Raw genomic sequence first — 22092 nt, forward strand, 5'->3', positions numbered from 1 at the left:
AACTAAAAATGCTAACCAACTGCGCACATCACCCTTACCATGGATAAGGGTGGTTGTTGTGAGTGGGTTAGCATTTTTTATTTAAATGGTTCTATTATATAGGTTGCGCTATTAAAACAATTCATATTTTAGAAAAATAGAAATAGCGAAAGCTTTCCGCGGTCCTCACTTCAGCTGATTCCGCAGGAGTCGCGAGCTTGTGAAGCCTTAACCAAAGCCTGTGGAAAGCAGTCGTCCGAAACAAACAAATAGAAAAAGTGGCGTGATTTGAAAAATCCAAATCACGCCACCCGCATAGTTGACGTAGAACTACTTTTAATATAATTTCTCTGAAACATTTTCTGATATCTCTTGCTGAATCATTTGAGCACGCTCAATTTGGCTAAGTGAAAGACCTGTACAGATCAAATCAATAACGTATAACTGAGCAATTTTAGAGACAAGAGAACCACTGTCCAGAGGATGTTCTTTTGCAGAACCTAATAGTATATGATGAGCATATTTAGTGAGAGGTGACTTGACATAATTCGTGAGAGCAATAATTTTAGCTCCTTTTTCTGAAGCGATTTTGACAGAGTCTACAATATCTTTTGTTCCGCCTGTTAAACTAATCGCAATAACAACAGAGTGAGGATTTAAAGTTGTCGCGCGCATCATTTGAAAATGAGAATCAATAATCACTTGAACGTTTTTGCCAATACGCATTAAACGATTTTGCATATCTAGTGCGGCAATGCCAGATGCACCAATGCCAAAGATCACAACGTCATTTGAATGGCTAATTGCTAGTATACTTGCCTCTAATTCATTTTCATCGATACCATCATGGGTGTTTTCTAGTGCCTGTATCATATTTACTTTTACTTTTTCTTTATAAGAATTACTATTTTCAGGAACTACTTCAGCAGTGAGTTCTTGTGCTAAAAGCAATTTAAAATCTTGGAAGCCCTTATAACCTAATTTTCTAAAAAAACGTAATACTGTCGCTTCAGCTACGTTACTTGCTTCTGATAATTCAGTAAGTGAATGATAAATAACATTCTCAGGGTTTGCTAAAATATAATATTGAATTTTGATTTCTGATTTTGTGAAATTATGTTTATTTTGTGCCATAACGAGAGTCGGTTTTAAACGATTTAATTGTCTCGTATCGATTGTCATCACTGCTCCTTTTTAGAATAATATACATTCCCTTTAGTACTAGTAGAATAATAGTGGTAAGCTGCGCCTATTAAGTTGGCATCATTTTGATGAAGAGCAGTCTGAACGCGTAAATTTTTCCGGTGATTGGGCATCAATTTTGTCTGCAATTTTTTTTCTAATACGGTTGAAATAAGAGAGCCTTGTGCGGATATACCACCGCCAATAACGATTAGAGTAGGGTTTAATGTGTAGACAAGTGATTGAAGACCTATCGCAAAATAGTCAATCCAGCGATTAAAAATAATTAGTGCTGCCGTATTTTCAGCTTGGACTAATTGAAAAAAATCACGTAAATCATGAATTTGAAGTGTTTCTGTTACTTCTTTTAAGAGAGCAGAACTTGAAATATATTGTTCTAAGCAACCGGCTTGTCCACATGTGCAAGGTCTACCATAAGGTATTAAACAAATATGTCCGATCTCACCAGCAGAGTAATGTGAACCTGTATATAGCTCCCCATTCACAAATAGGGCACCACCGATGCCAGTTCCAACTGTGATACACAAAAAATGATCGACCTGTTTAGCGGCCCCAGTAAAATATTCACCTAGTGCTGTGCAGTTTACATCATTTTCAACAGTCACTGGTAGACCTGTATACTCTGTGACAATTGTAGCAATTTCGGTACCAGTATAATAGGGAATTGAATCTGTTGCAAAAATAACTGTACCTGTTTCATTGTTTATTTGCCCAGCAGAACTAATGGCGATGCCAGAGAAAACCTGCTGTGCTGAAAGATTATCGTAAATAGCGAAAATCTTCTTTATAATATGGAGACCTCCAAGATGGGCTTCAGTAGGAATAGAATCTTTCTGTGAAAGCACGCCTTTTGTATTTACAACACCGAATTTTATATTTGTACCACCAATATCAATAGCAATAATCGTCATTTTTAATCCTCCTAAAGAAAAAAGAGGCAAGCGCTTACTTTGCCTCTTTGTTATGCTTCCATTATTCAACTTTTGTTTGATCGTCTACTGTCGGTAAAATCGAATCGTCATTTTTTATGCGATCATAGTATGTGAGATTAGGTTCACTGTATGCTTTGCTCTTCTCTTTAAATAATAAACTAAAACCGTAACCAAAGATCAATGAAGTTGTTAAGTTAATAATGGAGTAAGCCCATAGTGAGATATCTGTGAAATAGGAAATATAAATTGCAATGAGCGTTGCTACAAAAAATCCTGTAAGTGCCCCTTTTGCATTTGCTCGTTTTGTTAGAATACCTAAAGTAAATGTACCTCCGATTAAACCTAATGCTAAGCCCATTAAGCCATTGAACCATGCATACGCCGAACCAACATTAGAATATGCTAAAACAATAGCGAAAGCAATTGATAATACACCGACTAAAGCTGACACAATTTGAGCAACGCGCGTACTTGCAAGATCCGTCATATTCGGTTTTAAGATTTTTTGGATATCTAATGTCCAACTAGTAGCTACGCTGTTCAAACCAGTTGATAGGGTAGATTGACCAGCTGCAAAGAGACCAGCAATGAGCAAGCCAGAAACACCAACAGGTAATTCGTTGACAATATAACTAGCAAAGATTAAATCACCTTGTCCACCTGGCATTGTCCCACCTTGTTGTTTGTAAAAAGTATATAGACCTGTACCGATTAAAAAGAATAATGTTGCAGTAAAAATAGATAATCCAGCATTTAAATAAGTCATTTTATTCATTTCTTTTAAGTTTGTTGTTGTTAAATAACGTTGGACCATATCTTGACTTGAGATATAAGAAAAAGCAGTGGATAATCCAGCACCTACAACAATTAACAAAATACTATTATTAACAAAGTTTGGATCGAAGAAAGCCATATCAGTGAAGAATTTTTGGTTGTCTGTGCCGACGTTGATGACTTCACCTAATCCACCTTTAATCGTTACAAGCAAGAAGACTAAAGCGAAAATACCACCGCCAATTAATACAATCCCTTGAATAAAGTCTGTCCATAAAACTGATTTTAGTCCTCCAAAAGCGGAATAAATGGTAGCGATTACACCCATGAATAAAATAATGAGAATAGTATTGATACCAGTTACTACCGATAAAGCAAGAGCAGGTAGGTACATAATAATCGACATACGACCAATTTGATAGACGATGAAGAGTACACTACCGACTACACGCATAGATGTATTAAATCTTCGTTCTAAATATTCATATGCTGTGTCTAAATTTAATTTTCGATAAACAGGTAAGAAAAAATGAATAGCAGCAGGAACAGCAATGAAAAGACCAAGCTGTGCAAACCAAAGCTGCCAAGATCCAAGATATGAATTACCAGCTAATGATAAAAAGGAGATAGGGCTCAGCAGTGTCGCAAATAGGCTGACGGCTGTTACCCACCATGGAATTGTACCATCACCTTTGAAAAACTCTTTACCGACTTTTTCTCTTTTTGAAACGGCAATACCGATATATAAAATAAAGAGTAAATACGCAAACAAAATAATATAGTCAATAACCCCAAATTTCCCATCCATGTGTTGACCTCCTTGTGTTATAAGTATTTATTTGCTATATCAAGAACAATCCCTTTACCATTTGCTGTTAATGTTTTTAGTGGCTGTCTACAAATACCAGCATCTACCCCTTGTGTCACCAGTAATTCTTTGAGTGTTTGATACAAACCGTTATCAAGTACCGCCGATATAAAATCATTGGTCTCTTTTTGAATTGCTAGCGCTTCCATAATATGACCTTGTTGGGCTAAAGTGAGGATTTGTTTAGCGCGCTTGCCATTTAAGTTAAATGTACTGCCAATGGCACCATCGATATTTAACACGGCAGCAGGTAATAACATCTCATCAAATCCTGAGTAGATTAAGTGGTCAGGGAAACGGTGGCGTAATCTTTCCAATAAATAAAAATCAGGAGCAGTAAATTTAACACCAATTATTTTTTTATTGTCGAATAGCTCAGAGAATTGATCTAATGACATATTCACACCTGTTAATGCAGGAATCGAATAGATAATCATTTTATTCTCTACATGTTCTAAAATAGTATTGTAATAATGCTTAATCTCTTCAAAATCAAATTTATAATAAAACGGTGTAACAGCTGAAATTGCATCATACCCAAGATTAGTAACAAATTTTGCTAGTTCGATCGCTTCTTCAATAATGAGTGAACCGATTTGTGCAATTAATGGCACATCTGACTGCACTTCATCTTTGACGATGGTGAAAATTTGTTTTTTCTGTGCAGTTGTTAATAGAAAGTTTTCACCAGAGCTTCCATTAACATATAAACCATCTACTTGAACTGTATCGAGATTGTAACGGATAATGTCACGAAGTCCTTTCTCGTTTACTTGACCGTGTTCATCAAAAGAGCATAATAAAGCTGAAATAATCCCTTTCATATTGTCACCTCATCCTCAAATTTTTTAAATAATTGTTGTACAAATTTTTCTGTTATTTGCTGTGGTCGAGTAATTGCTCCACCAACAACAACGGCATGAGCGCCTATTTTAATAGCTTCCTGTGCTTTTTCAGGTGTATCGATATTCCCCTCTGCAATAACTGGAATACGAACGGCTTGAACGACTTTTTGTAAAACTTGTAAAGGATCATGGTTTTTTGTGTAGGGTGTATAACCGACGAGTGTTGTTGCGACAATATCAACACCTGCTTTTTCTGCCATGATTGCTTCTTCGACAGTAGAAGTATCTGCCATGAATAGTTGTGTTGGATATTTTGCACGAACTTTTTTGAAAAAAGGAATAAAAGAGTCTTCGAATGGTCTTGGTCGATTTGTAGCATCAAGTGCAATAATTTCGACACCTTCTTCATAAAGTTCATCAATTTCTTGCATAGTAGGTGTAATGAACACGGCGCAAGTTGAATAGTTGCGCTTTATAATGCCGATAATCGGTAAAACAGTTTCTTTTTTTATTGCTTGAATATCTTGTACCGTGTTAGCACGTATCCCCTTTGCTCCTCCATATGTAGCAGCAAGCGCCATTTTACTCATAATATAAGAATCATAAAGTGGTTCATCTTTTAATGCCTGACAGGATACGATTAGTTGTTTATGTAAAACTTGTAGAATATCCAAAATTTGACCTCCAATCTACTTTGTGGAAAATAATATATCATTTTTGAAAACTAATTGTCAATTAATTTAAAAAATTGACAATAAACAATCAATTTTGAATATATCGTCACAGTGTAGTGAAAATGTCTTTATATAAGAAAAAATTATCTTTTTATTCATGTATGCGCGATTGTTTTTTCTTTATGAGAAGGAAGAAGATGATTGATTAGATGACGTGTCTTTCAATTAGGGCATCGCTTTCGAGGATATTTTTCATGAAATGTCTGAAATGGTAGATTGACATGTTTTTTTATTGTATAATTCTCTTTGGAGAGTATTTTCTCGTAAGCGAAAATAGAGGAGGAACACAAGTGAGCACAGGATTAGCAGTTACGTTAATCATCGTCGGTGTTATTGTAGGTTTAGTTGGTGGATTTTTCATCGCACGTCAATATATGATGAAATATCTTAAAGACAACCCACCGGTAAACGAAGACATGCTTCGTATGATGATGACACAAATGGGTCGTAAACCATCTGAAAAACAAGTTCGTCAAGTGATGAGCCAAATGAATAAAGCGTCTGACAAACCAGAGAAAAAGAAAAAATAAGTAAGTTAGTTATGATTTCTTTTTGATGTTAAGATGTAAAAAAACGCCGAAACCTCCTCAACTCGAGAGTGTTACGGCGTTTTTATTATGCTTTTATAGGTGGGCATTGATAATCCTTTGGAATGTCACTAATATTAAAATCAACAAGAAATCGAATAATTTCTTTTTCATATTCAAGTGGTTGTTCATTATACGATTGGGCGTGAGCACCTTTAGGAAATATTTTTAGGCGTTTATTATTTTGCTTTAAAGTAAATAGTTCTTGCGACATAGCGGGTGGAATGAATGTATCAAGTGCGCTATGAATAAAAAGAATAGGCTTATGAATATGTGCGATTACTGCTTTGGGAGAAATTTCTTCTAAACTATAACCATCGCGTCTTTTGATAAAAAAATCTACAAATTTGATGGCGTAAGAGGAAGATTTAAAGGGCGAATCACGTGCCATTAAGTAATTCAATTGATCATGGAAACTCGTAAATGGACAATCCGCAATGACAAAGTTAATTTTAGAGGAAGAGTCACCGGCATATTGTAATGCGGTAGCCGCTCCCATAGACTCTCCTTGCAAGCCTAATATAGCATCTTGACCAATACGATTACGTACCTCTTCAGTGACAGCTGCTAAATCGCTTTTTTCATAGTAGCCATAGCTTGTCGTTTTACCGCCTGTACTGCCGTGCCGTCTTTGATCATAAATGACAATATTATAACCAAGTCGTGCAAAAAGAGGCGCATATTTTAGTGAATTGACATGACTCTCTTTTACACCATGAGAAATGATCATCGTATTATTGGATACAATACTATTGATTTTATGACAGTGGATTGTATATCCAAAGGGAGAATCTACCGTAAATGATTCTTTCGCAACCCTATCATACCAATCCAAATTCAATCGTTGTGCGGTGATTTCACGATTTAAAATAAACTCTCCATCTTTACGTTTTATGTACATAATCTTATTTGATAATTGATATCCAATGGCTGCTACGGATGCTCCTGTAAGCCCAATGGCAGCAGAAGCTACTATCGGCCACTTTTTCCTCATATAATCACCTCATTAATAGTTTCTCTATTACTATCATACCAAATAAATCCAGTATTCAAACATCAATTTCCCTTATCAATTTTTTCGACATCTGTTAAAATAGAACTATAGATTAAAGAGGTGATTGAAATGGCTAAAAAACAAAAGAGACAACAACGTCCACAGCAACAACCAGCAAAACAAGAAGATGATTTATTAACATTAAAAGATCAATTAAATGAGGATGTTTTAGCAAAACTAAAATTGGCAAAGCAAGGTTTAGTTGCTGAAGCGAAACAATTAGAAGAAGAAAAACAAGCACAAGCGATTTTTGACAAAAAACAAAAAGAAAAAAATATGTCTTTTGAAGAATTATTAAATCAGTATGGAGATAATGGCTCGAAATTCTAAGCAAACAGATATAAAAAGGAGAAATCGCATAAATAATCGGCGATTTCTCCTTTTATTATGAAGTTTTACTTTAAAATAAACAGAACTAATCAATATGTTCCGTATATTTATTGTCCTTCGTAATATGTTGCATTTTTTCAATTACTTCATCAGCAACTGGGTGATGATAAGCATCAATTGTAGAATATAGTTGAGCTTTTGTACTTGCTCCAACAATTAAACTAGCTACAGCAGGTTGAGCTAGATTAAATGTTAATGCTGCATTCAAGAGATGATGTGTGTCATGGTCAAAAGAATGGAGCAATAGTTCAAGTTCTTGTTGTGAATAGTCTAAAAAGCCATTTGTTTTTTCTAGTTTTTGCTGCCAGTTATCAGATAACAAACCTTTTGCAATTGATCCTCGTGAAATGATAGAAGCACCCTTCGATTGGATAAATTCAAACCATTCCTCTGGTCGACGGTCTAAAGCGCTATATTGCATCATCACAGATACTGGACGACCAACTGTTAAAAATTCTTTAATAACATTCGGGCGAATGGAAGAAATACCATAGTTTCGAATGGTCCCTTCACGTTTTAATTCTTCAAAAGCATCCGTTATTTCATCGAAATTATCTGCAGTTGTCCCACCATGCAATTGATATAAATCTAAATAATCGGTACCTAGGCGCATAAGACTTTTTTTAACACCTTCTTTAATATGCACTTTTGAAGCATCCCAACGCCAAGTATCTTCATCCTCATTCCAAACATTCCCGACCTTGGTCGCTAGATAAATAGAGGATCTCTTTTTACGAAGTGCATCGCCGACAATCATTTCATTTTGTCCACGATTGTATAAATCTGCTGTATCAAAAAAATTAATGCCTGAATCTACTGCGGCGTCTAGCATATATTTAGCTTCGTTCAAATCCATCGGTAAGGACATACAGCCGAATCCTAATTCAGATATAGACATATCACTCGAACCTAATTTTCTATATTTCATATTTAACGCCTCCTATTACTTAATGGTACAATGAAAATTGAAAAATAACCAATTAGAACAATAATGATGAGGTGTAGTGGATGAATAAAAAGTTCGAAGAAAAAACATTGAGCAGTAAAGGAATCTACAAGGGACGCATTATTAACGTCAAAATAGATGAAGTACAATTACCGAATGGTAAAACGTCCACTCGTGAACTAGTGGAGCATCCGGGAGCTGTTGGAATTATTCCAATTACAGCCGATAATAAATTAATCGTTGTGGAGCAATATCGTAAGCCATTAGAGCGTAGCATCGTCGAAATACCTGCTGGTAAACTAGAACCAGGTGAACTGCCTGAAGTTACGGCTGTTCGTGAGTTGGAAGAAGAAACAGGTTTTGGTGCTAATCGTTTTACCTATTTACAAACGATTGCGACATCACCGGGTTTTGCTAATGAAGTGATTCATCTATATATTGCACAAGATTTATATGACATTGAAGAACCAGCAAGTTTAGATGAAGATGAGTTTGTTGAATTGATGGCAATTACTCTTGAAGAAGCTGAAGAAATGATTGCTGATGGACGGATCTTTGATGCGAAAACGGTTATTGCGGTCATGTGGATGCGTCAAAATCTCAAGTAAATAGAAAATAAAACAATTATTTAGTAGTAAATAGTTTTCTTTTTGAGAAAAGTTCTATAATATTGGTGCTAGAGTGAGTTAAGATAGTATTCTCATTGTTTATTAAGAATTATTCTAGATAGATAATGATTCTAGTTAAATTCCACTATTTGTTGTCATTCGATTCAATCGTTTGGTATAATGTGAATAGTTTAGGAGGGCGTCATTATGGAGAGCCGAATAGATCGTATAAAAAAACAATTGCATGGTGCAAGCTATAAACTGACGCCACAGCGCGAGGCGACAGTACGTGTACTATTAGAAAATGAAGAGGACCATCTGAGTGCCGAAGATGTTTACTTACTTGTAAAAGAAAAGGCACCTGAAATTGGTTTAGCTACTGTCTACAGAACGCTAGAATTATTAACGGAACTAAAAGTTGTCGATAAAATCAATTTCGGTGACGGTGTTTCACGCTATGATTTACGCCAAGAAGGCGCGGCACATTTCCATCATCACCTTGTCTGTATTGAGTGTGGTGCAGTGGATGAAATTCAAGAAGATTTACTTGAAGACGTCGAAGCGGTTGTGGAAAAACGCTGGAACTTTATTGTGAAGGATCATCGCTTAACATTCCACGGTATTTGTTGGAGATGTACTTCTAAAAAAGAGGATACATCATCCGATAGTAATGATCAATAAGCAATAGAAGAACAGCATAAACATAAAAATCGACAAACTCTACTCATTAGATTTTGTCGATTTTTTTATATTCATACATAAAGAGGTGGGCATATGGAAAAAACAATCATAGATGCGTTAGAGGAATATATTCATTTTTTACGTGTGGAAAGACAGTTATCTGATAATACATTACAGTCCTATAAAAATGATATAAATGCTTATTTTCAGTCAGTGTTTAATAAGCAACAACTGGAGTCATTTGATGATATTGACCGCTACCATATTATCAATCATTTGAAAGAATTACAGTCTGAAGGTAAAACGGCACGAACGAGTTCACGCCATATTTCTTCTATTCGTTCTTTTCATCAGTTCTTACTACGGGAAAAACGCTGTGTAAATGATCCGACTGTTCATTTGGAATTACCTAAAATCGAACAAAAATTACCAGTGATTTTGTCGATAGAAGAGGTTGATCGTCTATTGCAGATACCAAATACACAAAAGGCCGCCGGTAAAAGAGACCGTGCCATGCTTGAACTATTGTATGCTACGGGCATGCGCATAAGTGAATGCATTGATTTGAATCGCGATGATATTCACTTAGCAATGGGCTTTGTACGCGTCTTTGGTAAAGGTGGTAAGGAGCGAATTGTACCACTTGGAGGCGCAGCAATTGAGGCTTGTACTATTTACTTGAATCAAGGCCGCAGTATCTTAGAGAAGCCACAATATCGCGATGAAGCGTTATTTTTGAATCAGAGAGGGAAAAGACTAACGAGACAAGGTGTTTGGAAGCTTCTAAAGGCATATGCGGTCGCTGCTGGCCTTCGAATAGATATGACACCACATATACTCAGACACTCATTTGCGACGCATCTCGTGGAAAATGGTGCGGATTTACGTGCAGTACAAGAATTATTAGGTCATGCAGATATTTCTACAACGCAAATTTACACCTATGTAAGTAAAAAGAGATTATCTGAAGTGTATAAGCAATTTCATCCACGCGCATAATTCTTTTGAAAAGTCAGAGGTCTGACGTTTATTTTTCATGGAAATTTGTTACTATAGAAAAGTAGGGTAAAACGCAAGCAAATTTAGGAGGAACTCATATGACAGCATTTAAACGTATACACTTAATCGTCATGGATTCGGTCGGTATCGGTGAAGCACCTGATGCACAACAATTTAATGATGTGGGAGCAGATACACTTGGACATATCGCAGAAAAAATGAATGGTTTAACAATGCCGAATATGGCCAAATTTGGCTATTCAAACATTCGTCAATTAATCGGTAAAGAACCTTTGCAAGGTATTCCAACAGTAGCGCAACCAACAGCTTATTATGGTCGCATGGAAGAAGCGTCAGTCGGAAAAGATACGATGACAGGACATTGGGAGATTATGGGCTTGAACATCGATACGGCGTTCAAAGTATATCCAAATGGTTTCCCAGATGAATTACTACAAAAATTAGAAGAACTTACAGGGCGTAAAGTGCTGTGTAATAAACCAGCAAGTGGTACGCAAGTAATTGAAGACTTTGGTAAAGAACACATGGAAACAGGCGCTTTAATCATTTATACATCAGCGGATCCTGTGTTGCAAATTGCTGCACATGAGGATATTGTGCCACTAGAAGAATTATATAAAATTTGTGAGATTGCACGGGAGTTAACACAGCAACCAGAATTTTTAGTCGGTCGCGTAATTGCGCGTCCATTCTTAGGCGAACCAGGCAATTTTAAACGCACATCAAATCGTCATGACTACGCACTCAAACCATTCGGTCGTACGGTTATGAATGAAATGAAGGATGCTGGCTTAGATGTAATTGCACTAGGGAAAATAGCGGATATTTATAATGGTGAAGGGGTTACGCAGTCCATTCGCACAAAAAATAACACAGATGGTATGGACCAACTCATCAATGTATTAAAAACAGATTTCCATGGCTTATCGTTTTTAAATCTTGTTGATTTTGACGCAGAATATGGTCATCGACGCGATCCCATAGGATATGGTGAGGCGCTTGAAGAATACGATCGTCGTTTACCTGAAGTATTAGCGCTTCTTGGTGATGATGATCTATTGCTAATCACTGCAGACCATGGGAATGACCCGACTTTCCCAGGTACAGACCATACGCGTGAATATGTACCAATCATTGCATATTCACCACGTTTTAAAGTAGGAGCAGCTTTATCAGACATTCAGACATTTGCAAGTTTAGGTGCTACTGTGGCAGATAATTTCAACGTGAAATTACCACCGTTCGGTAAAAGTTTTTTACCTGAGCTAAACTAATTTTTACCGATGTACTTACGGAGAAAGAAACGGTCATATGAAAAAGTCACCGTTTCTTTTTTCATTCATAAAACAGTTTGAGGAGAGAATACATTGAATATTTTAGACGTCATTGAAAAAAAGAAAAATAAGAAACAATTATCATCGGCAGAAATCCAGTTTTTCATCGATGGATATGTGAATGATACAATTAAAGATTATCAGGCATCTGCTTTACTAATGGCCATTCGTATTAACGGATTGGATTTTGAAGAAACATTAAATCTAACAAAATCGATGTTGTATTCGGGCGAAGTAATTGACCTACACTCTGTTGAAGGCTATAAGGTCGATAAACACTCTACAGGTGGTATTGGTGATAAAGTTACATTAATCGTAGCACCAATCGTAGCGGCACTTGGTGTGAAGGTGGCAAAATTATCAGGACGTGGTTTAGGTATTACGGGTGGTACTTTAGATAAACTGGAAGCGATTGATGGTGTAAGTATTGATCTAACTGAACAGCAATTTATCGACCAAGTAAACACAATTGGTTTCGCTATTGCCGGACAAACACAAAATTTAGTACCAGCAGATAAAAAACTATATGCTTTGCGTGATGTAACCGGTACTGTCGATTCACTCCCATTAATCGCTAGTTCTATTATGAGTAAAAAATTAGCTTCTGGTGCAGATGGTATGGTCATCGATGTGAAATATGGTTCTGGCGCATTTTGCAAAACGATGGAAGTCGCACAAGAATTAGCTGAAATTATGATTAAAATTGCAGAAGGGTTCGATAAATCAATCGTAACGGTTTTATCATCGATGAACAATCCTCTAGGACGTACAGTCGGTAATAAAAACGAAGTAAAAGAAGCCTATGATTTATTGCTTGACCCGGATCATGCAGATGAGAATCTTTTAAATACGATCGTTGAAGTTTCTACCTATATGTACGAGGTAGCTTCGAAAAATAGTCATGAGCATTCAAAACAAGCTGTGTTGGATGTCCTGCACTCGAATCTACCTGTAGAAAAATTCGAGGCGATGATTCATGCACAGCGCTTATCTAATGAGCAAGTTGACATCAACCTAACTTTCGAAGCGAAAAACAACATCGATATTCCAGCAACAGAGGCTGGTTATGTGAAAGCCATCGATGCAGAAACAATTGGGCATATTTCATTAGAGTTAGGTGCAGGTCGTCATACGAAAGAAGATGTACTCGATTTTAATGCAGGTGTTGAGCTCTTAAAAGTGAAAGGTGATTATGTGGAAGTTGGCGATATAATGATGAAGATTTATTCCGATTCAGCTATTGATCCATCCTTCGTTGACAAAGCGCAAAATGCTGTTGAATATTCATCTAGTCCAGTAGAAAAACTTGACGCTAAAGTCGTTCTAAAAAGTAAAGATTTACTATAATAATGAATAAGGTGAGAGCCTGAGACAAACGTATTTTCAACAGAAATAATCCCGTATGATTTTTCGAAATCATACGGGATTATTCATTTTAAGCCATTTCCACTGCGAAAAACGCTTTCCACGGACATGGTTTCAAACGCCTCATCACTACGTTCTTACGGGGTTTTCAGCTCATGCTATTCCCGCAGACGTCGTTTTCTGCGCGTTCAATTGATTTGATTATTTGTAATCTTGCAGGATCATCCTCTTGTACAAGTAAGTAGTACGGGTAGTATATGACAGAGCTCATACAATAAGTGTATATCTGCCAATAGTTGATGCTGTGTTAGTAGATAAATAAATGAATTTTTCAGAAAAAAATTGAGAAAACGCTATCATTTAAAAGAATTCATTGTAGGAGAAACTTTAGTATGATAAAGTTTTTAATATAGAATATTCGGACCATTCAATCAATGGTTTCAAGTAGGGGGAAATGATGATGCATTTATATGGTACGCAAGCAATTAACGACAAAGGTAATTTAACAATTGGTGGCGTAGACACGATCACGTTGGCAAAAACATATGGTACACCACAATTTGTGTATGATTTAGCGTTATTTAGAGAGCGTGCACGTGGATTTATTGATGCTTTTGCACAACAAGATGTCAAAGCACAAGTGGCGTATGCTTCAAAAGCATTCTCAGCAGTTGCTATTTATCAAGTAGCCGCGCAAGAAAATCTCTCAGTGGACGTTGTATCAGGTGGCGAATTACATACGGCATTACAAGCTGGTTTTCCAAGTGAACGTATCCATTTCCATGGTAACAATAAATCGATTGAAGAATTGCATCAAGCATTTGATGCTAAAATTGGCTGTATCGTAATTGATAATTTTTATGAAATTGAATTACTAAAAGAGATTGCTGCTGAAAAGCAACAGAAAATGGCTGTTTTAATTCGTGTAACACCTGGCGTTGAAGCACATACACATGATTTTATTACGACGGGGCAAGCGGATTCGAAATTTGGTTTTGATTTGAGCAACGGCCAAGCCGATCAAGCATTCGAACGTTTATATAAGGAAGAACTACTGCAATTTAAAGGGATGCATTGCCATATTGGCTCTCAAATCTTTGAAACAGAAGCTTTTAGTTTAGCTGCACGTAAAGTAGTTGATAAAATGGCTGTTTGGGAAAAAGAAACGGGCTTTAAAGCATCAGTACTTAATCTTGGTGGCGGTTTTGGGATTCGTTATACAGCGGAAGATTCTCCCCTAGAGCCAGCCGTTTATGTCGCAGATATGATTAAGGCCGTGAAAAAAGAAGCCGCTGATTTTGGGATTGAGTTGCCTGAAATTTGGATTGAGCCAGGTCGTTCATTAGTCGGTGATGCAGGCACGACATTGTATACGGTTGGTTCGAGTAAAGAAGTGCCAAAGGTTCGTAATTACATCGCAATCGATGGAGGGATGAGCGACAATATTCGCCCAGCGCTTTACGATGCAAAATATGAAGCTGTAATTGCCAATAAAATGACACAATCCAATGAAATAACCTATACAATCGCTGGTAAATTATGTGAATCAGGTGATAAGATTATCGAGGACATCACTTTACCTAAAGCGGAGGTCGGTGATACAATAGCAACTTTTTGTACAGGTGCCTACGGTTATTCCATGGCGAGCAACTACAATCGAATTGCACGTCCAGCAGTGGTATTTGTTGAGGATGGTCAACATCAGTTAGTCGTAAGAAGAGAAACTTTGGAGGACTTAGTGAAGTTGGATCTACCATTTACTCTTGGAGAGGGGTAATTCTTTGAGAAAAAATAATATTCTATTGTTAGTATTCATTTTGATAATCGGTGTGATGTGGGGTTTAGTCTATTGGTTTTACATTGTACCTTATGGTAAAAAATAGGGAAATGAGTTGCGTTGAAAACTATTTTCGTGTAGTATAGCCAAGTATAGTTCAAGGTAAAAAAAAGAGGGATCAATATATATGCTAAATCGTTACAGAAAATCATACGAAAAAATTGCTATGGGGTTACTATCCTTTATGCCGCAAGAAAAAGACCTAAAGGTGCTTCAGGAAACAATTCGAAAGTATGACTCTGATGCCAACTGGGAGCTTTATCTTTATAAAAAAGATGATGACTATATCGGCCTTATTGGTTTTGAAAAGCAAGAACAACAATGGATTGTAAGGCATATTTCTGTAGACCCGTCCCATCGTAGAGAAGGTCTGGGTAAATTAATGGTCCAACAATTAGCAGAGCTTGATGTAACCATTCAAATCAAGCCATGTGAAGTGACTGAACCATTTATTGAAAAATGTCTCAATGCAAAAGAAGAAGCAGACATGCATGTTTAATGTCTGCTTCTTTTGGCGTTTATTGACTGTCTTTGTAATAATGCTTGCTGACGACTTAAGATAATTTCACTGCGGTCTCGTTGCGTATGTTTATTCATTAGATAGTGTGCATCATACGGTATTTGATTGGCGATATTTGCTAATACGAGCTGTTGTAGTGGAACATCAGTAATGATTATTTTAAAGGCTTCAAATGGTTGCTGTTGTGCGACAGCTTCAATCGTCTGCGCATAATGTAGCATTAAAGAAGAGTAGTCGAGCGCTGCTACAAAAGGACTGGTACTGGAAGCTTGCAGAGTAGCGTACCCTTTCTTTAAAATAGTAGTAGCACCTTTGTTATTTCCTCGACGCCAATGATACAAGCCAGTCGCTAACTGGATATAACCGGTTAATGGATGTTTGCGTTCTCCTGGAGCAATGTCTTTCCAATATTCTTCTAGTTCTTCATGGCACTCAAAATAGTCTTGATTGCCATTGAAATAACCAAGGAATGAAATGAATGATGGATGATACATAGGGTGCATTTTATTCACCTTTCCTCTATACTAAATTTGATACGAATGTCAGGTGGTTAATAGGATGTCTTATAAAGTAAAACTAGAAGCCTTTGAAGGTCCTCTCGATTTATTATTGCATTTAATTCATCGTTTGGAAATTGATATATATGATATTCCAATGAGAGAAATTACGAGTCAATATATGGAACATATTCGAGCGATGCAAGTTTTGGAGCTTAATGAAGCAAGTGAATATCTTGTGATGGCTGCTACATTATTAGAGATTAAGAGCAAAATGCTATTGCCAATCCACGAGGAAGAATTAGATGACTTGGATATGGATTTGGATAGTATGGACCCTCGTGATGAGCTAGTCAATCGCCTTGTAGAATATCGTAAGTTTAAAAATGCCGCTTCACAGTTCAAAGAAAAAGAATCACAGCGCGTCCAATTTTATTCTCGACCGCCAAATGATTTGTCAGAGTATATGCAAGAGGAGCAATTACAACTCTTTGATACATCTGTCAACGTCTTTGATATGGTCGCAGCATTTCAAAAAATGCTACGTAGAAAAATATTGAAAGCGCCACTTAGCACGCGTATTGCCAAACAAGGGATGACGATTAAGCAACAGATGAAGCGTGTAATCGATATTTTGAAAGAGCATAAAGGTAGTGCTGATTTTTTCGAACTTTTTGAAGCGAATGATAAACCGACGTTAGTCGTGACATTTTTATCTTTGCTGGAGCTAATGAAACGCCAGGTCGTGACGGTTGATCAAACGAGTAATTTTGATTGTCTAACCGTTACATTAAGAAAGGAAGATGTCGATTATGACGAACTTGAACCAACTAATGAGTAAAATAGAAAGTCTACTTTTCGTAATTGGAGAAGATGGCTTAACAGTCAATCAGTTAGGTGAAATAACGGAAGAAGAAGAGCATGTTGTTCTAGACGCTATTCAACAAATGACAAACCAGTATGAATTGGATGATAGCAAGGGCATTACCATCAAAGAAATTGCAGGTACATACCAGCTTATTTCAAAGGCAGAAAATGCTGTCTTTATTGAAAAGCTAGTTGAAAATCCACCCCCTCAATCACTTTCTCAAGCAGCGTTGGAAGTTTTGGCAATCGTTGCCTACAAACAACCGATTACACGCGTTGAGATCGAGGATTTACGCGGTGTGAAATGTGAGAGAGCGCTACACACATTAAGCCAAAAGGCGCTCATTCAAGAGGTTGGTAGAGTGGAAGGTACAGGTCGAGCAATTTTATATGGCTCGACGAAAGAATTTCTAAACTATTTTGGCCTAAAGAATATTGCGGACATGCCACCGCTTGAATCAACGGAAGAAGAGCAGCTTGAAGATGAACAAGATCTCTTTATGTCGAAGTTTCAAGATGCGTTTTCTGACGCAAAATAATATTATTTTCTCACCTACGATAGCATGATCATCTAACAAAAAAAGAAGAACGCCCTTATGTAGCGGTCTTTTTACTTTGGAGTAATAATATGTGTTTGATAAAAAGAATAAAATAGAAAAATATGTATGCGTATGAAATACTTTTCAATAAAGAGAAAGTGTGACATAATTTCAAGTAGGCGCATACCAATGAGGTGACTGAAATGGAAAGATTACAAAAAGTGATAGCGCACGCAGGTATTGCGTCAAGACGTAAAGCAGAAGAATTAATTTTAGAAGGTCGAGTTAAAGTAAATGGTACAGTCGTAAAAGAATTAGGTACGAAGGTTACAGGTTCGGATGACGTAGAAGTAAACGGTGTTAAAATCGAATCGGAGAAAAAGGTATACCATCTTCTTTATAAACCACGTAGTGTTATCTCAGCAGTTACAGATGATAAAGGCCGTAAAACTGTCGTTGATTTATTCCCATTAGTGGAAGAACGTATTTTCCCAGTAGGGCGTTTAGATTATGATACGACAGGTGTTCTACTCTTAACAAATGATGGTGACTTCGCCAATAAAATGACGCACCCACGTTATAAAATCGACAAAACATATGTTGCCAAAGTGAAGGGCGTTTTAAAACGTGAAGATATCCGCACATTAGAAAAAGGCGTCATGTTAGAAGATGGTAAAACAGCACCTGCATTAGTAAGTGTTATCTCATCGGATGCTAAGCTAGACAAAACAATTGTTGCAATTACAATTCATGAAGGTAAAAACCGTCAAGTTCGTCGCATGTTTGAAGCGGTAGGCCATCCGGTTCAAAAGCTAAAACGTGAACAATTTGCATTTTTAACAGCGATTGGTTTAAATGCAGGCGAATCACGCGAGCTCACTGCACACGAAGTAAAACAATTACGCGTACTTTCTGAAACTGGGAAGATCGGTTAATAAAATACACAATGGCTGCTGCGTGCAAATTCACAAAGCAGCCATATTTATGACCAACAGCTTCCAATATTTTGCTATACTTATAAAGACTACCTATCGTTTTTGGAGGAGGCTATGATTCATGAATAAGAAAAAACGACGATTGGCTATTCGTTCGATTATTTTAGCAATCCTTATTGCAGCAATAGCTTACACAGTCTATGTCACTGCGACAAAAGATACTAATCAACTGATCAAAGTGGGGGATCAAGCACCTAATTTTGTTTTGACTGATTTAGATGGTAAAAAACATCAGCTTGCTGACTATAAAGGGCAGGGCGTACTATTGAATTTTTGGGGTACATGGTGTCCACCATGCAAAGAAGAAATGCCTGCTTTGAATACAGCATATGATGAATTTAAAAATCAAGGCGTACAAGTTATTTCCATCAATATTGCACAATCAGATTTTGAAGTTCGTAATTTTGTCGATAATTATAAGTTGAATTTTCCTATGACCATCGATAAGACAAAATCGGTTATGCGCACGTATAATGTCGATCAATTACCAGCTACCTTTTTAATTGATCAAACGGGAAAAATAAAAAAAATTCTTACATATGGCATAACAGAACCAGAATTTATAGCATATATGGAGAGCATAAAACCTTAAGTAAGGAGTTCTTAAAATGGCGAATATAGTATGTGAATGTGGTCATATCAATCCAATCGGCACGCATCTATGTGCCAAATGTGGTCGACCTTTATCAGAGGAAGAAAAAAGTAAAAAAATCGCTGATATGCGCTATGATGGTACAGCAATTCGTTCGAAAACGTATAAAAAAACGTTTATCGATCATATTTGGAATTTTTTCTCAAGTGTCAAAGTCGGTGTATCATTAATTATTATTACGCTGGTCATGGCAGCGCTTGGTACTTTTCTTCCACAGGTAATGTATGTATCCGTACCTCTTGGGATGACGGAAGCAGATGTGTATGAAGAAAAGTATGGTCTCTTTGGCAAGCTCTATTACACGTTAGGTTTTTCTGATATTTACAGCTCTCCATGGTTCCAAATTATCGTCGGCATGTTAGCCATCTCAATTATAATTGCCAGTTTTGACCGTGGAATACCCCTTTATAAATCTCTGAAAAATCAGCGTGTGAGACGTCATGAATCTTTTATGAAACGTCAGCGCATATATGGTGAAGAGGCGATGGATGAGGTTCAGGCAGCGGAAGTTTTTGATAAAGCACAAGAAAAAATGAAGGCGCTTAAATACAAGGTGCGTCGTGAAGAAGATGTGTTACTAGCAGAAAAAGGTCGTTTTGCTAGATGGGGTCCCTATATAAATCACATCGGTTTAATTATTTTTATCCTAGGTGTGATGTTACGTTTAATGCCCGGTTTTTATTTGGACAAAACGATGTGGATTCGTGAAGGTGAAACAGCAGCCATCCCTGGTATCGAAGGCTATTACATACATAATAATAAGTTTATCTTCGAAACATACGGTGATAGTGACGAAAAAGTTGAAGCATCACAAAAAGCAGCGGATGCTATTAATTCTAAAGCGAAAAATTATCAAACGGATGTTACTTTGTACTCTGATAAAGTAGACGGCAAATCACTTGCAGGTAATACAGACGACCTGGAAAAAATAAAAGATTATAGCATTCAAGTGAATAAACCATTAAAATATGATGGGTTTGCTTTGTATCAAATGGACTTTAGACAAAATGAATTGAAGTCGATGAAGTTTGATCTTGTAAATAAAAAAGAGGGCAAATCACTTGGTCAAATAACGGTCAATTTAGATGATCCAGCTAAAAAGTATGAGATCAGCAAAGATATTTATATCGAGTTGAAATCATATTATGCAGATTTCAGTGGCTTTGAAGAGGGTGTACCACAATCAGCCTCACCTATCCCAAATAATCCAGCATTTATTTTCACAATGTTCACACCGGAAGTGCCAAAAGGTGAAACGAGCTTCGTGGCAATTAAGCAAACATTGGAGCCGCTTGGTACGACAAAATATCAAATGAAATTTAATTCAGTAGAAACACGCAATGCTTCGAACTTTACGGTACGACAAGATAAAACCTTACCGCTCTTATTGATCGGAGGTATTATTTTCATGATTGGTGTGACGATTAGTTCGTATTTCAGCCATCGTCGTATTTGGTTACAATATACAAAAGATGGTCGATTGTTACTTGCTTCGCATGTCAATAAGAACTGGTTTGGTATGAAGAAAGATTTAGATAGTATAGTGAGCTATGCTAAATTGCCACCATACATCGACCAAGTGGATGAAGACAATAAGAAAAAAGAGTTAGACAATAAAGAGGATGGTGACAATACCTAATGAATTTATTAGACCTTAGTGGAACTTTACTATTTATCGCTTTTATCGTTTATTTAGTCGCAACCTTGTTTTTTGGTGGAGCGATCAAGCACACACAAAAAGATGTTTCGACATCCAATAAAAAATGGGGAACAATCGCCATTTATATTACTGTACTAGGTTTTATTAGTAATCTAGGTTATTTTATTACAAGATGGATCTATTCAGGTCATGCGCCGATTAGTAATATGTTTGAATTCTCTACGGCTTTTGGTATGTTCATTGTCGGGGCATTCATCCTCATCTATTTCATCTATCGTGTACCGTCACTTGGTGTATTTGCCCTGCCAGTCGCGATTATAATTATCGCCTTTGCAAGTATGTTCCCACGTGAAGTATCACCGTTAATACCAGCATTAAAATCATACTGGTTGACAATTCATGTAATCACTACGGTCATTGGTGAGGCAATTTTGGCAATCAGCGCATTTGCTGGGCTCGTTTTATTATTAAAACATGTCAATATGAAAGTACGAAGTAAGGAGCGTTTTTGGTTGGAGGGAGTCATGTATACACTCGTAATTGTTATCGGGTTCGTACTTGCGACTTCCATCTTTTCAATGGCCAAATACGAGGCAGAATTTACGTATGTAGATAAAGAAAAAAATGCAGCGACAATTGTCTATACGATGCCGGCCTTATTCGGTATGAACGACCACAAATTATTGACAGAAGATCGTATGGAGCCGCTTGTCGATATGCCACCAATTGTTAATGCTAAAAAGCTGACAACTGTTGCTTGGTCGTTTATCTTTGGTACTTTATTGTATCTGCTACTCCGATTAATCTTAAGAAAACCACTCGCCGAGAAGCTACAACCACTCGTGAAAAATGCCAATAGTCAACTGATGGATGAAATTGGTTATCGTGCAGTTTTAATTGGCTTTCCGGTATTCACTTTAGGTGCGTTAATCTTTGCTATGATTTGGGCACAAGAAGCGTGGTCTAGATTCTGGGGTTGGGATCCTAAAGAAGTTTGGGCGCTTATTACATGGCTGTTTTATGCGGCATTTTTACATCTACGACTTTCAAAAGGTTGGGAAGGTAAAAAATCAGCATGGTTAGCCGTTATTGGTTTTGCTATCATCATGTTTAACTTTGTAGCAGTCAACTTAATCATTGCTGGTTTGCATTCATACGCAGGATAAGTTTTATAAGATGCGCTTCTCATTCATTTGAGAGCGCAT

Annotated in this window: 23 protein-coding genes; 15 read left to right on the plus strand and 8 right to left on the minus strand. The window is 36.9% G+C overall.

Features of this window, described 5'->3' with window-relative positions; all coding sequences use genetic code 11:
• Positions 1-315 precede the first annotated feature (315 nt).
• The 5 genes from DEX24_RS01500 to DEX24_RS01520 form a co-directional block, all read right to left on the minus strand.
• Positions 316-1161 carry a MurR/RpiR family transcriptional regulator gene (locus tag DEX24_RS01500; protein ID WP_109304619.1) on the minus strand — a complete coding sequence of 282 codons (846 nt, stop codon included), beginning with the start codon at positions 1159-1161 and terminating at the stop codon, positions 316-318.
• Positions 1161-2093, minus strand: a complete 933-nt coding sequence (locus DEX24_RS01505) for an ROK family protein (protein ID WP_109304620.1) — start codon at positions 2091-2093, stop codon at positions 1161-1163. The genes DEX24_RS01500 and DEX24_RS01505 overlap by 1 nt, the downstream gene beginning before the upstream one ends.
• 61 nt (positions 2094-2154) lie before the next feature.
• On the minus strand, positions 2155-3696 hold the full coding sequence (locus DEX24_RS01510; protein WP_109304621.1) for a sodium:solute symporter family protein: 1542 nt from the start codon (positions 3694-3696) through the stop codon (positions 2155-2157).
• A gap of 17 nt (positions 3697-3713) precedes the next feature.
• Positions 3714-4580, minus strand: a complete 867-nt coding sequence (locus DEX24_RS01515; protein WP_109304622.1) for an N-acetylneuraminate lyase — start codon at positions 4578-4580, stop codon at positions 3714-3716.
• Positions 4577-5275, minus strand: a complete 699-nt coding sequence (locus tag DEX24_RS01520; RefSeq protein ID WP_211310106.1) for an N-acetylmannosamine-6-phosphate 2-epimerase — start codon at positions 5273-5275, stop codon at positions 4577-4579. Before DEX24_RS01520 ends, DEX24_RS01515 begins: the two co-directional genes overlap by 4 nt.
• A gap of 350 nt (positions 5276-5625) precedes the next feature.
• Between DEX24_RS01520 and DEX24_RS01525 the strand changes: the two genes are divergently transcribed.
• On the plus strand, positions 5626-5865 hold the full coding sequence (locus DEX24_RS01525; RefSeq protein WP_146192955.1) for a YneF family protein: 240 nt from the start codon (positions 5626-5628) through the stop codon (positions 5863-5865).
• A gap of 85 nt (positions 5866-5950) precedes the next feature.
• Here DEX24_RS01525 and DEX24_RS01530 read toward each other — a convergent pair whose 3' ends face one another.
• Positions 5951-6916, minus strand: coding sequence for an alpha/beta hydrolase (locus tag DEX24_RS01530; RefSeq protein ID WP_109304625.1), 966 nt, complete (start codon positions 6914-6916; stop codon positions 5951-5953).
• A 129-nt stretch (positions 6917-7045) separates the two neighbouring features.
• Between DEX24_RS01530 and DEX24_RS01535 the strand changes: the two genes are divergently transcribed.
• Positions 7046-7306, plus strand: coding sequence for a YqkE family protein (locus tag DEX24_RS01535; RefSeq protein WP_109304626.1), 261 nt, complete (start codon positions 7046-7048; stop codon positions 7304-7306).
• Between the two features lie 85 nt (positions 7307-7391).
• Here the strand turns inward: DEX24_RS01535 and DEX24_RS01540 are convergent, their stop codons facing one another.
• The gene (locus DEX24_RS01540; protein ID WP_109304627.1) at positions 7392-8294 is read right to left on the minus strand and encodes an aldo/keto reductase; all 903 of its coding nucleotides are present in this window, start codon (positions 8292-8294) and stop codon (positions 7392-7394) included.
• 80 nt (positions 8295-8374) lie between these two features.
• On the opposite strand from DEX24_RS01540, the gene DEX24_RS01545 reads away from it, so the two are divergent.
• From DEX24_RS01545 to DEX24_RS01575, 7 genes are all read left to right on the plus strand, one after another.
• Positions 8375-8920 (plus strand): NUDIX domain-containing protein, encoded by a 546-nt coding sequence (locus tag DEX24_RS01545; protein ID WP_109304628.1) that lies wholly within the window; start codon positions 8375-8377, stop codon positions 8918-8920.
• A gap of 207 nt (positions 8921-9127) precedes the next feature.
• The gene (fur, locus tag DEX24_RS01550; RefSeq protein WP_109304629.1) at positions 9128-9601 is read left to right on the plus strand and encodes a ferric iron uptake transcriptional regulator; all 474 of its coding nucleotides are present in this window, start codon (positions 9128-9130) and stop codon (positions 9599-9601) included.
• A gap of 93 nt (positions 9602-9694) precedes the next feature.
• A complete protein-coding gene (gene xerD, locus DEX24_RS01555) occupies positions 9695-10600 on the plus strand; it encodes a site-specific tyrosine recombinase XerD (RefSeq protein ID WP_109304630.1) in 906 nt (301 codons plus the stop codon).
• Between the two features lie 98 nt (positions 10601-10698).
• Positions 10699-11895 (plus strand): phosphopentomutase, encoded by a 1197-nt coding sequence (gene deoB, locus DEX24_RS01560; protein ID WP_109304631.1) that lies wholly within the window; start codon positions 10699-10701, stop codon positions 11893-11895.
• 93 nt (positions 11896-11988) lie between these two features.
• Positions 11989-13302, plus strand: a complete 1314-nt coding sequence (locus DEX24_RS01565) for a thymidine phosphorylase (protein ID WP_109304632.1) — start codon at positions 11989-11991, stop codon at positions 13300-13302.
• Positions 13303-13780: 478 nt separating this feature from the next.
• The gene (gene lysA, locus DEX24_RS01570; RefSeq protein WP_109304633.1) at positions 13781-15097 is read left to right on the plus strand and encodes a diaminopimelate decarboxylase; all 1317 of its coding nucleotides are present in this window, start codon (positions 13781-13783) and stop codon (positions 15095-15097) included.
• 187 nt (positions 15098-15284) lie between these two features.
• A complete protein-coding gene (locus tag DEX24_RS01575) occupies positions 15285-15656 on the plus strand; it encodes a GNAT family N-acetyltransferase (RefSeq protein ID WP_109304634.1) in 372 nt (123 codons plus the stop codon).
• Here the strand turns inward: DEX24_RS01575 and DEX24_RS01580 are convergent.
• On the minus strand, positions 15653-16180 hold the full coding sequence (locus DEX24_RS01580; protein ID WP_246131452.1) for a DUF309 domain-containing protein: 528 nt from the start codon (positions 16178-16180) through the stop codon (positions 15653-15655). The two genes, DEX24_RS01575 and DEX24_RS01580, sit on opposite strands and share 4 nt — an antisense overlap.
• Positions 16181-16235: 55 nt before the next feature.
• Between DEX24_RS01580 and DEX24_RS01585 the strand changes: the two genes are divergently transcribed.
• From DEX24_RS01585 to ccsB, 6 genes are all read left to right on the plus strand, one after another.
• A complete protein-coding gene (locus DEX24_RS01585; RefSeq protein WP_109304635.1) occupies positions 16236-17015 on the plus strand; it encodes a segregation/condensation protein A in 780 nt (259 codons plus the stop codon).
• Positions 16987-17580 (plus strand): SMC-Scp complex subunit ScpB, encoded by a 594-nt coding sequence (gene scpB, locus DEX24_RS01590; RefSeq protein ID WP_109304636.1) that lies wholly within the window; start codon positions 16987-16989, stop codon positions 17578-17580. The genes DEX24_RS01585 and scpB overlap by 29 nt, the downstream gene beginning before the upstream one ends.
• Positions 17581-17783: 203 nt before the next feature.
• Positions 17784-18515, plus strand: coding sequence for a pseudouridine synthase (locus tag DEX24_RS01595; protein WP_109304637.1), 732 nt, complete (start codon positions 17784-17786; stop codon positions 18513-18515).
• 121 nt (positions 18516-18636) lie between these two features.
• The gene (resA, locus tag DEX24_RS01600) at positions 18637-19167 is read left to right on the plus strand and encodes a thiol-disulfide oxidoreductase ResA (RefSeq protein ID WP_109304638.1); all 531 of its coding nucleotides are present in this window, start codon (positions 18637-18639) and stop codon (positions 19165-19167) included.
• Between the two features lie 16 nt (positions 19168-19183).
• Positions 19184-20866, plus strand: a complete 1683-nt coding sequence (resB, locus tag DEX24_RS01605) for a cytochrome c biogenesis protein ResB (RefSeq protein WP_109304639.1) — start codon at positions 19184-19186, stop codon at positions 20864-20866.
• Positions 20866-22053 carry a c-type cytochrome biogenesis protein CcsB gene (ccsB, locus tag DEX24_RS01610; RefSeq protein WP_109304640.1) on the plus strand — a complete coding sequence of 396 codons (1188 nt, stop codon included), beginning with the start codon at positions 20866-20868 and terminating at the stop codon, positions 22051-22053. The genes resB and ccsB overlap by 1 nt, the downstream gene beginning before the upstream one ends.
• The last annotated feature ends 39 nt before the right edge of the window (positions 22054-22092 follow it).

Source organism: Kurthia sibirica, assembly GCF_003143975.1.
In the GTDB taxonomy this organism is placed as follows: Bacteria; Bacillota; Bacilli; order Bacillales_A; family Planococcaceae; genus Kurthia; species Kurthia sibirica.

What these genes read in the sequence shown, in the direction of transcription:
- deoB (WP_109304631.1), top strand. Translation starts at nt 10,699, where the DNA reads ATGACAGCATTTAAACGTATACACTTAATCGTCATGGATTCGGTCGGT.
- lysA (WP_109304633.1), top strand. Translation starts at nt 13,781, where the DNA reads ATGCATTTATATGGTACGCAAGCAATTAACGACAAAGGTAATTTAACA.
- resA (WP_109304638.1), top strand. Translation starts at nt 18,637, where the DNA reads ATGAATAAGAAAAAACGACGATTGGCTATTCGTTCGATTATTTTAGCA.
- DEX24_RS01530 (WP_109304625.1), bottom strand. Translation starts at nt 6,916, where the DNA reads ATGAGGAAAAAGTGGCCGATAGTAGCTTCTGCTGCCATTGGGCTTACA.
- DEX24_RS01510 (WP_109304621.1), bottom strand. Translation starts at nt 3,696, where the DNA reads ATGGATGGGAAATTTGGGGTTATTGACTATATTATTTTGTTTGCGTAT.
- DEX24_RS01580 (WP_246131452.1), bottom strand. Translation starts at nt 16,180, where the DNA reads ATGCACCCTATGTATCATCCATCATTCATTTCATTCCTTGGTTATTTC.
- ccsB (WP_109304640.1), top strand. Translation starts at nt 20,866, where the DNA reads ATGAATTTATTAGACCTTAGTGGAACTTTACTATTTATCGCTTTTATC.
- DEX24_RS01575 (WP_109304634.1), top strand. Translation starts at nt 15,285, where the DNA reads ATGCTAAATCGTTACAGAAAATCATACGAAAAAATTGCTATGGGGTTA.
- DEX24_RS01595 (WP_109304637.1), top strand. Translation starts at nt 17,784, where the DNA reads ATGGAAAGATTACAAAAAGTGATAGCGCACGCAGGTATTGCGTCAAGA.
- fur (WP_109304629.1), top strand. Translation starts at nt 9,128, where the DNA reads ATGGAGAGCCGAATAGATCGTATAAAAAAACAATTGCATGGTGCAAGC.
- xerD (WP_109304630.1), top strand. Translation starts at nt 9,695, where the DNA reads ATGGAAAAAACAATCATAGATGCGTTAGAGGAATATATTCATTTTTTA.
- scpB (WP_109304636.1), top strand. Translation starts at nt 16,987, where the DNA reads ATGACGAACTTGAACCAACTAATGAGTAAAATAGAAAGTCTACTTTTC.
- DEX24_RS01515 (WP_109304622.1), bottom strand. Translation starts at nt 4,580, where the DNA reads ATGAAAGGGATTATTTCAGCTTTATTATGCTCTTTTGATGAACACGGT.
- DEX24_RS01540 (WP_109304627.1), bottom strand. Translation starts at nt 8,294, where the DNA reads ATGAAATATAGAAAATTAGGTTCGAGTGATATGTCTATATCTGAATTA.
- DEX24_RS01585 (WP_109304635.1), top strand. Translation starts at nt 16,236, where the DNA reads ATGTCTTATAAAGTAAAACTAGAAGCCTTTGAAGGTCCTCTCGATTTA.
- resB (WP_109304639.1), top strand. Translation starts at nt 19,184, where the DNA reads ATGGCGAATATAGTATGTGAATGTGGTCATATCAATCCAATCGGCACG.
- DEX24_RS01535 (WP_109304626.1), top strand. Translation starts at nt 7,046, where the DNA reads ATGGCTAAAAAACAAAAGAGACAACAACGTCCACAGCAACAACCAGCA.
- DEX24_RS01500 (WP_109304619.1), bottom strand. Translation starts at nt 1,161, where the DNA reads ATGACAATCGATACGAGACAATTAAATCGTTTAAAACCGACTCTCGTT.
- DEX24_RS01505 (WP_109304620.1), bottom strand. Translation starts at nt 2,093, where the DNA reads ATGACGATTATTGCTATTGATATTGGTGGTACAAATATAAAATTCGGT.
- DEX24_RS01545 (WP_109304628.1), top strand. Translation starts at nt 8,375, where the DNA reads ATGAATAAAAAGTTCGAAGAAAAAACATTGAGCAGTAAAGGAATCTAC.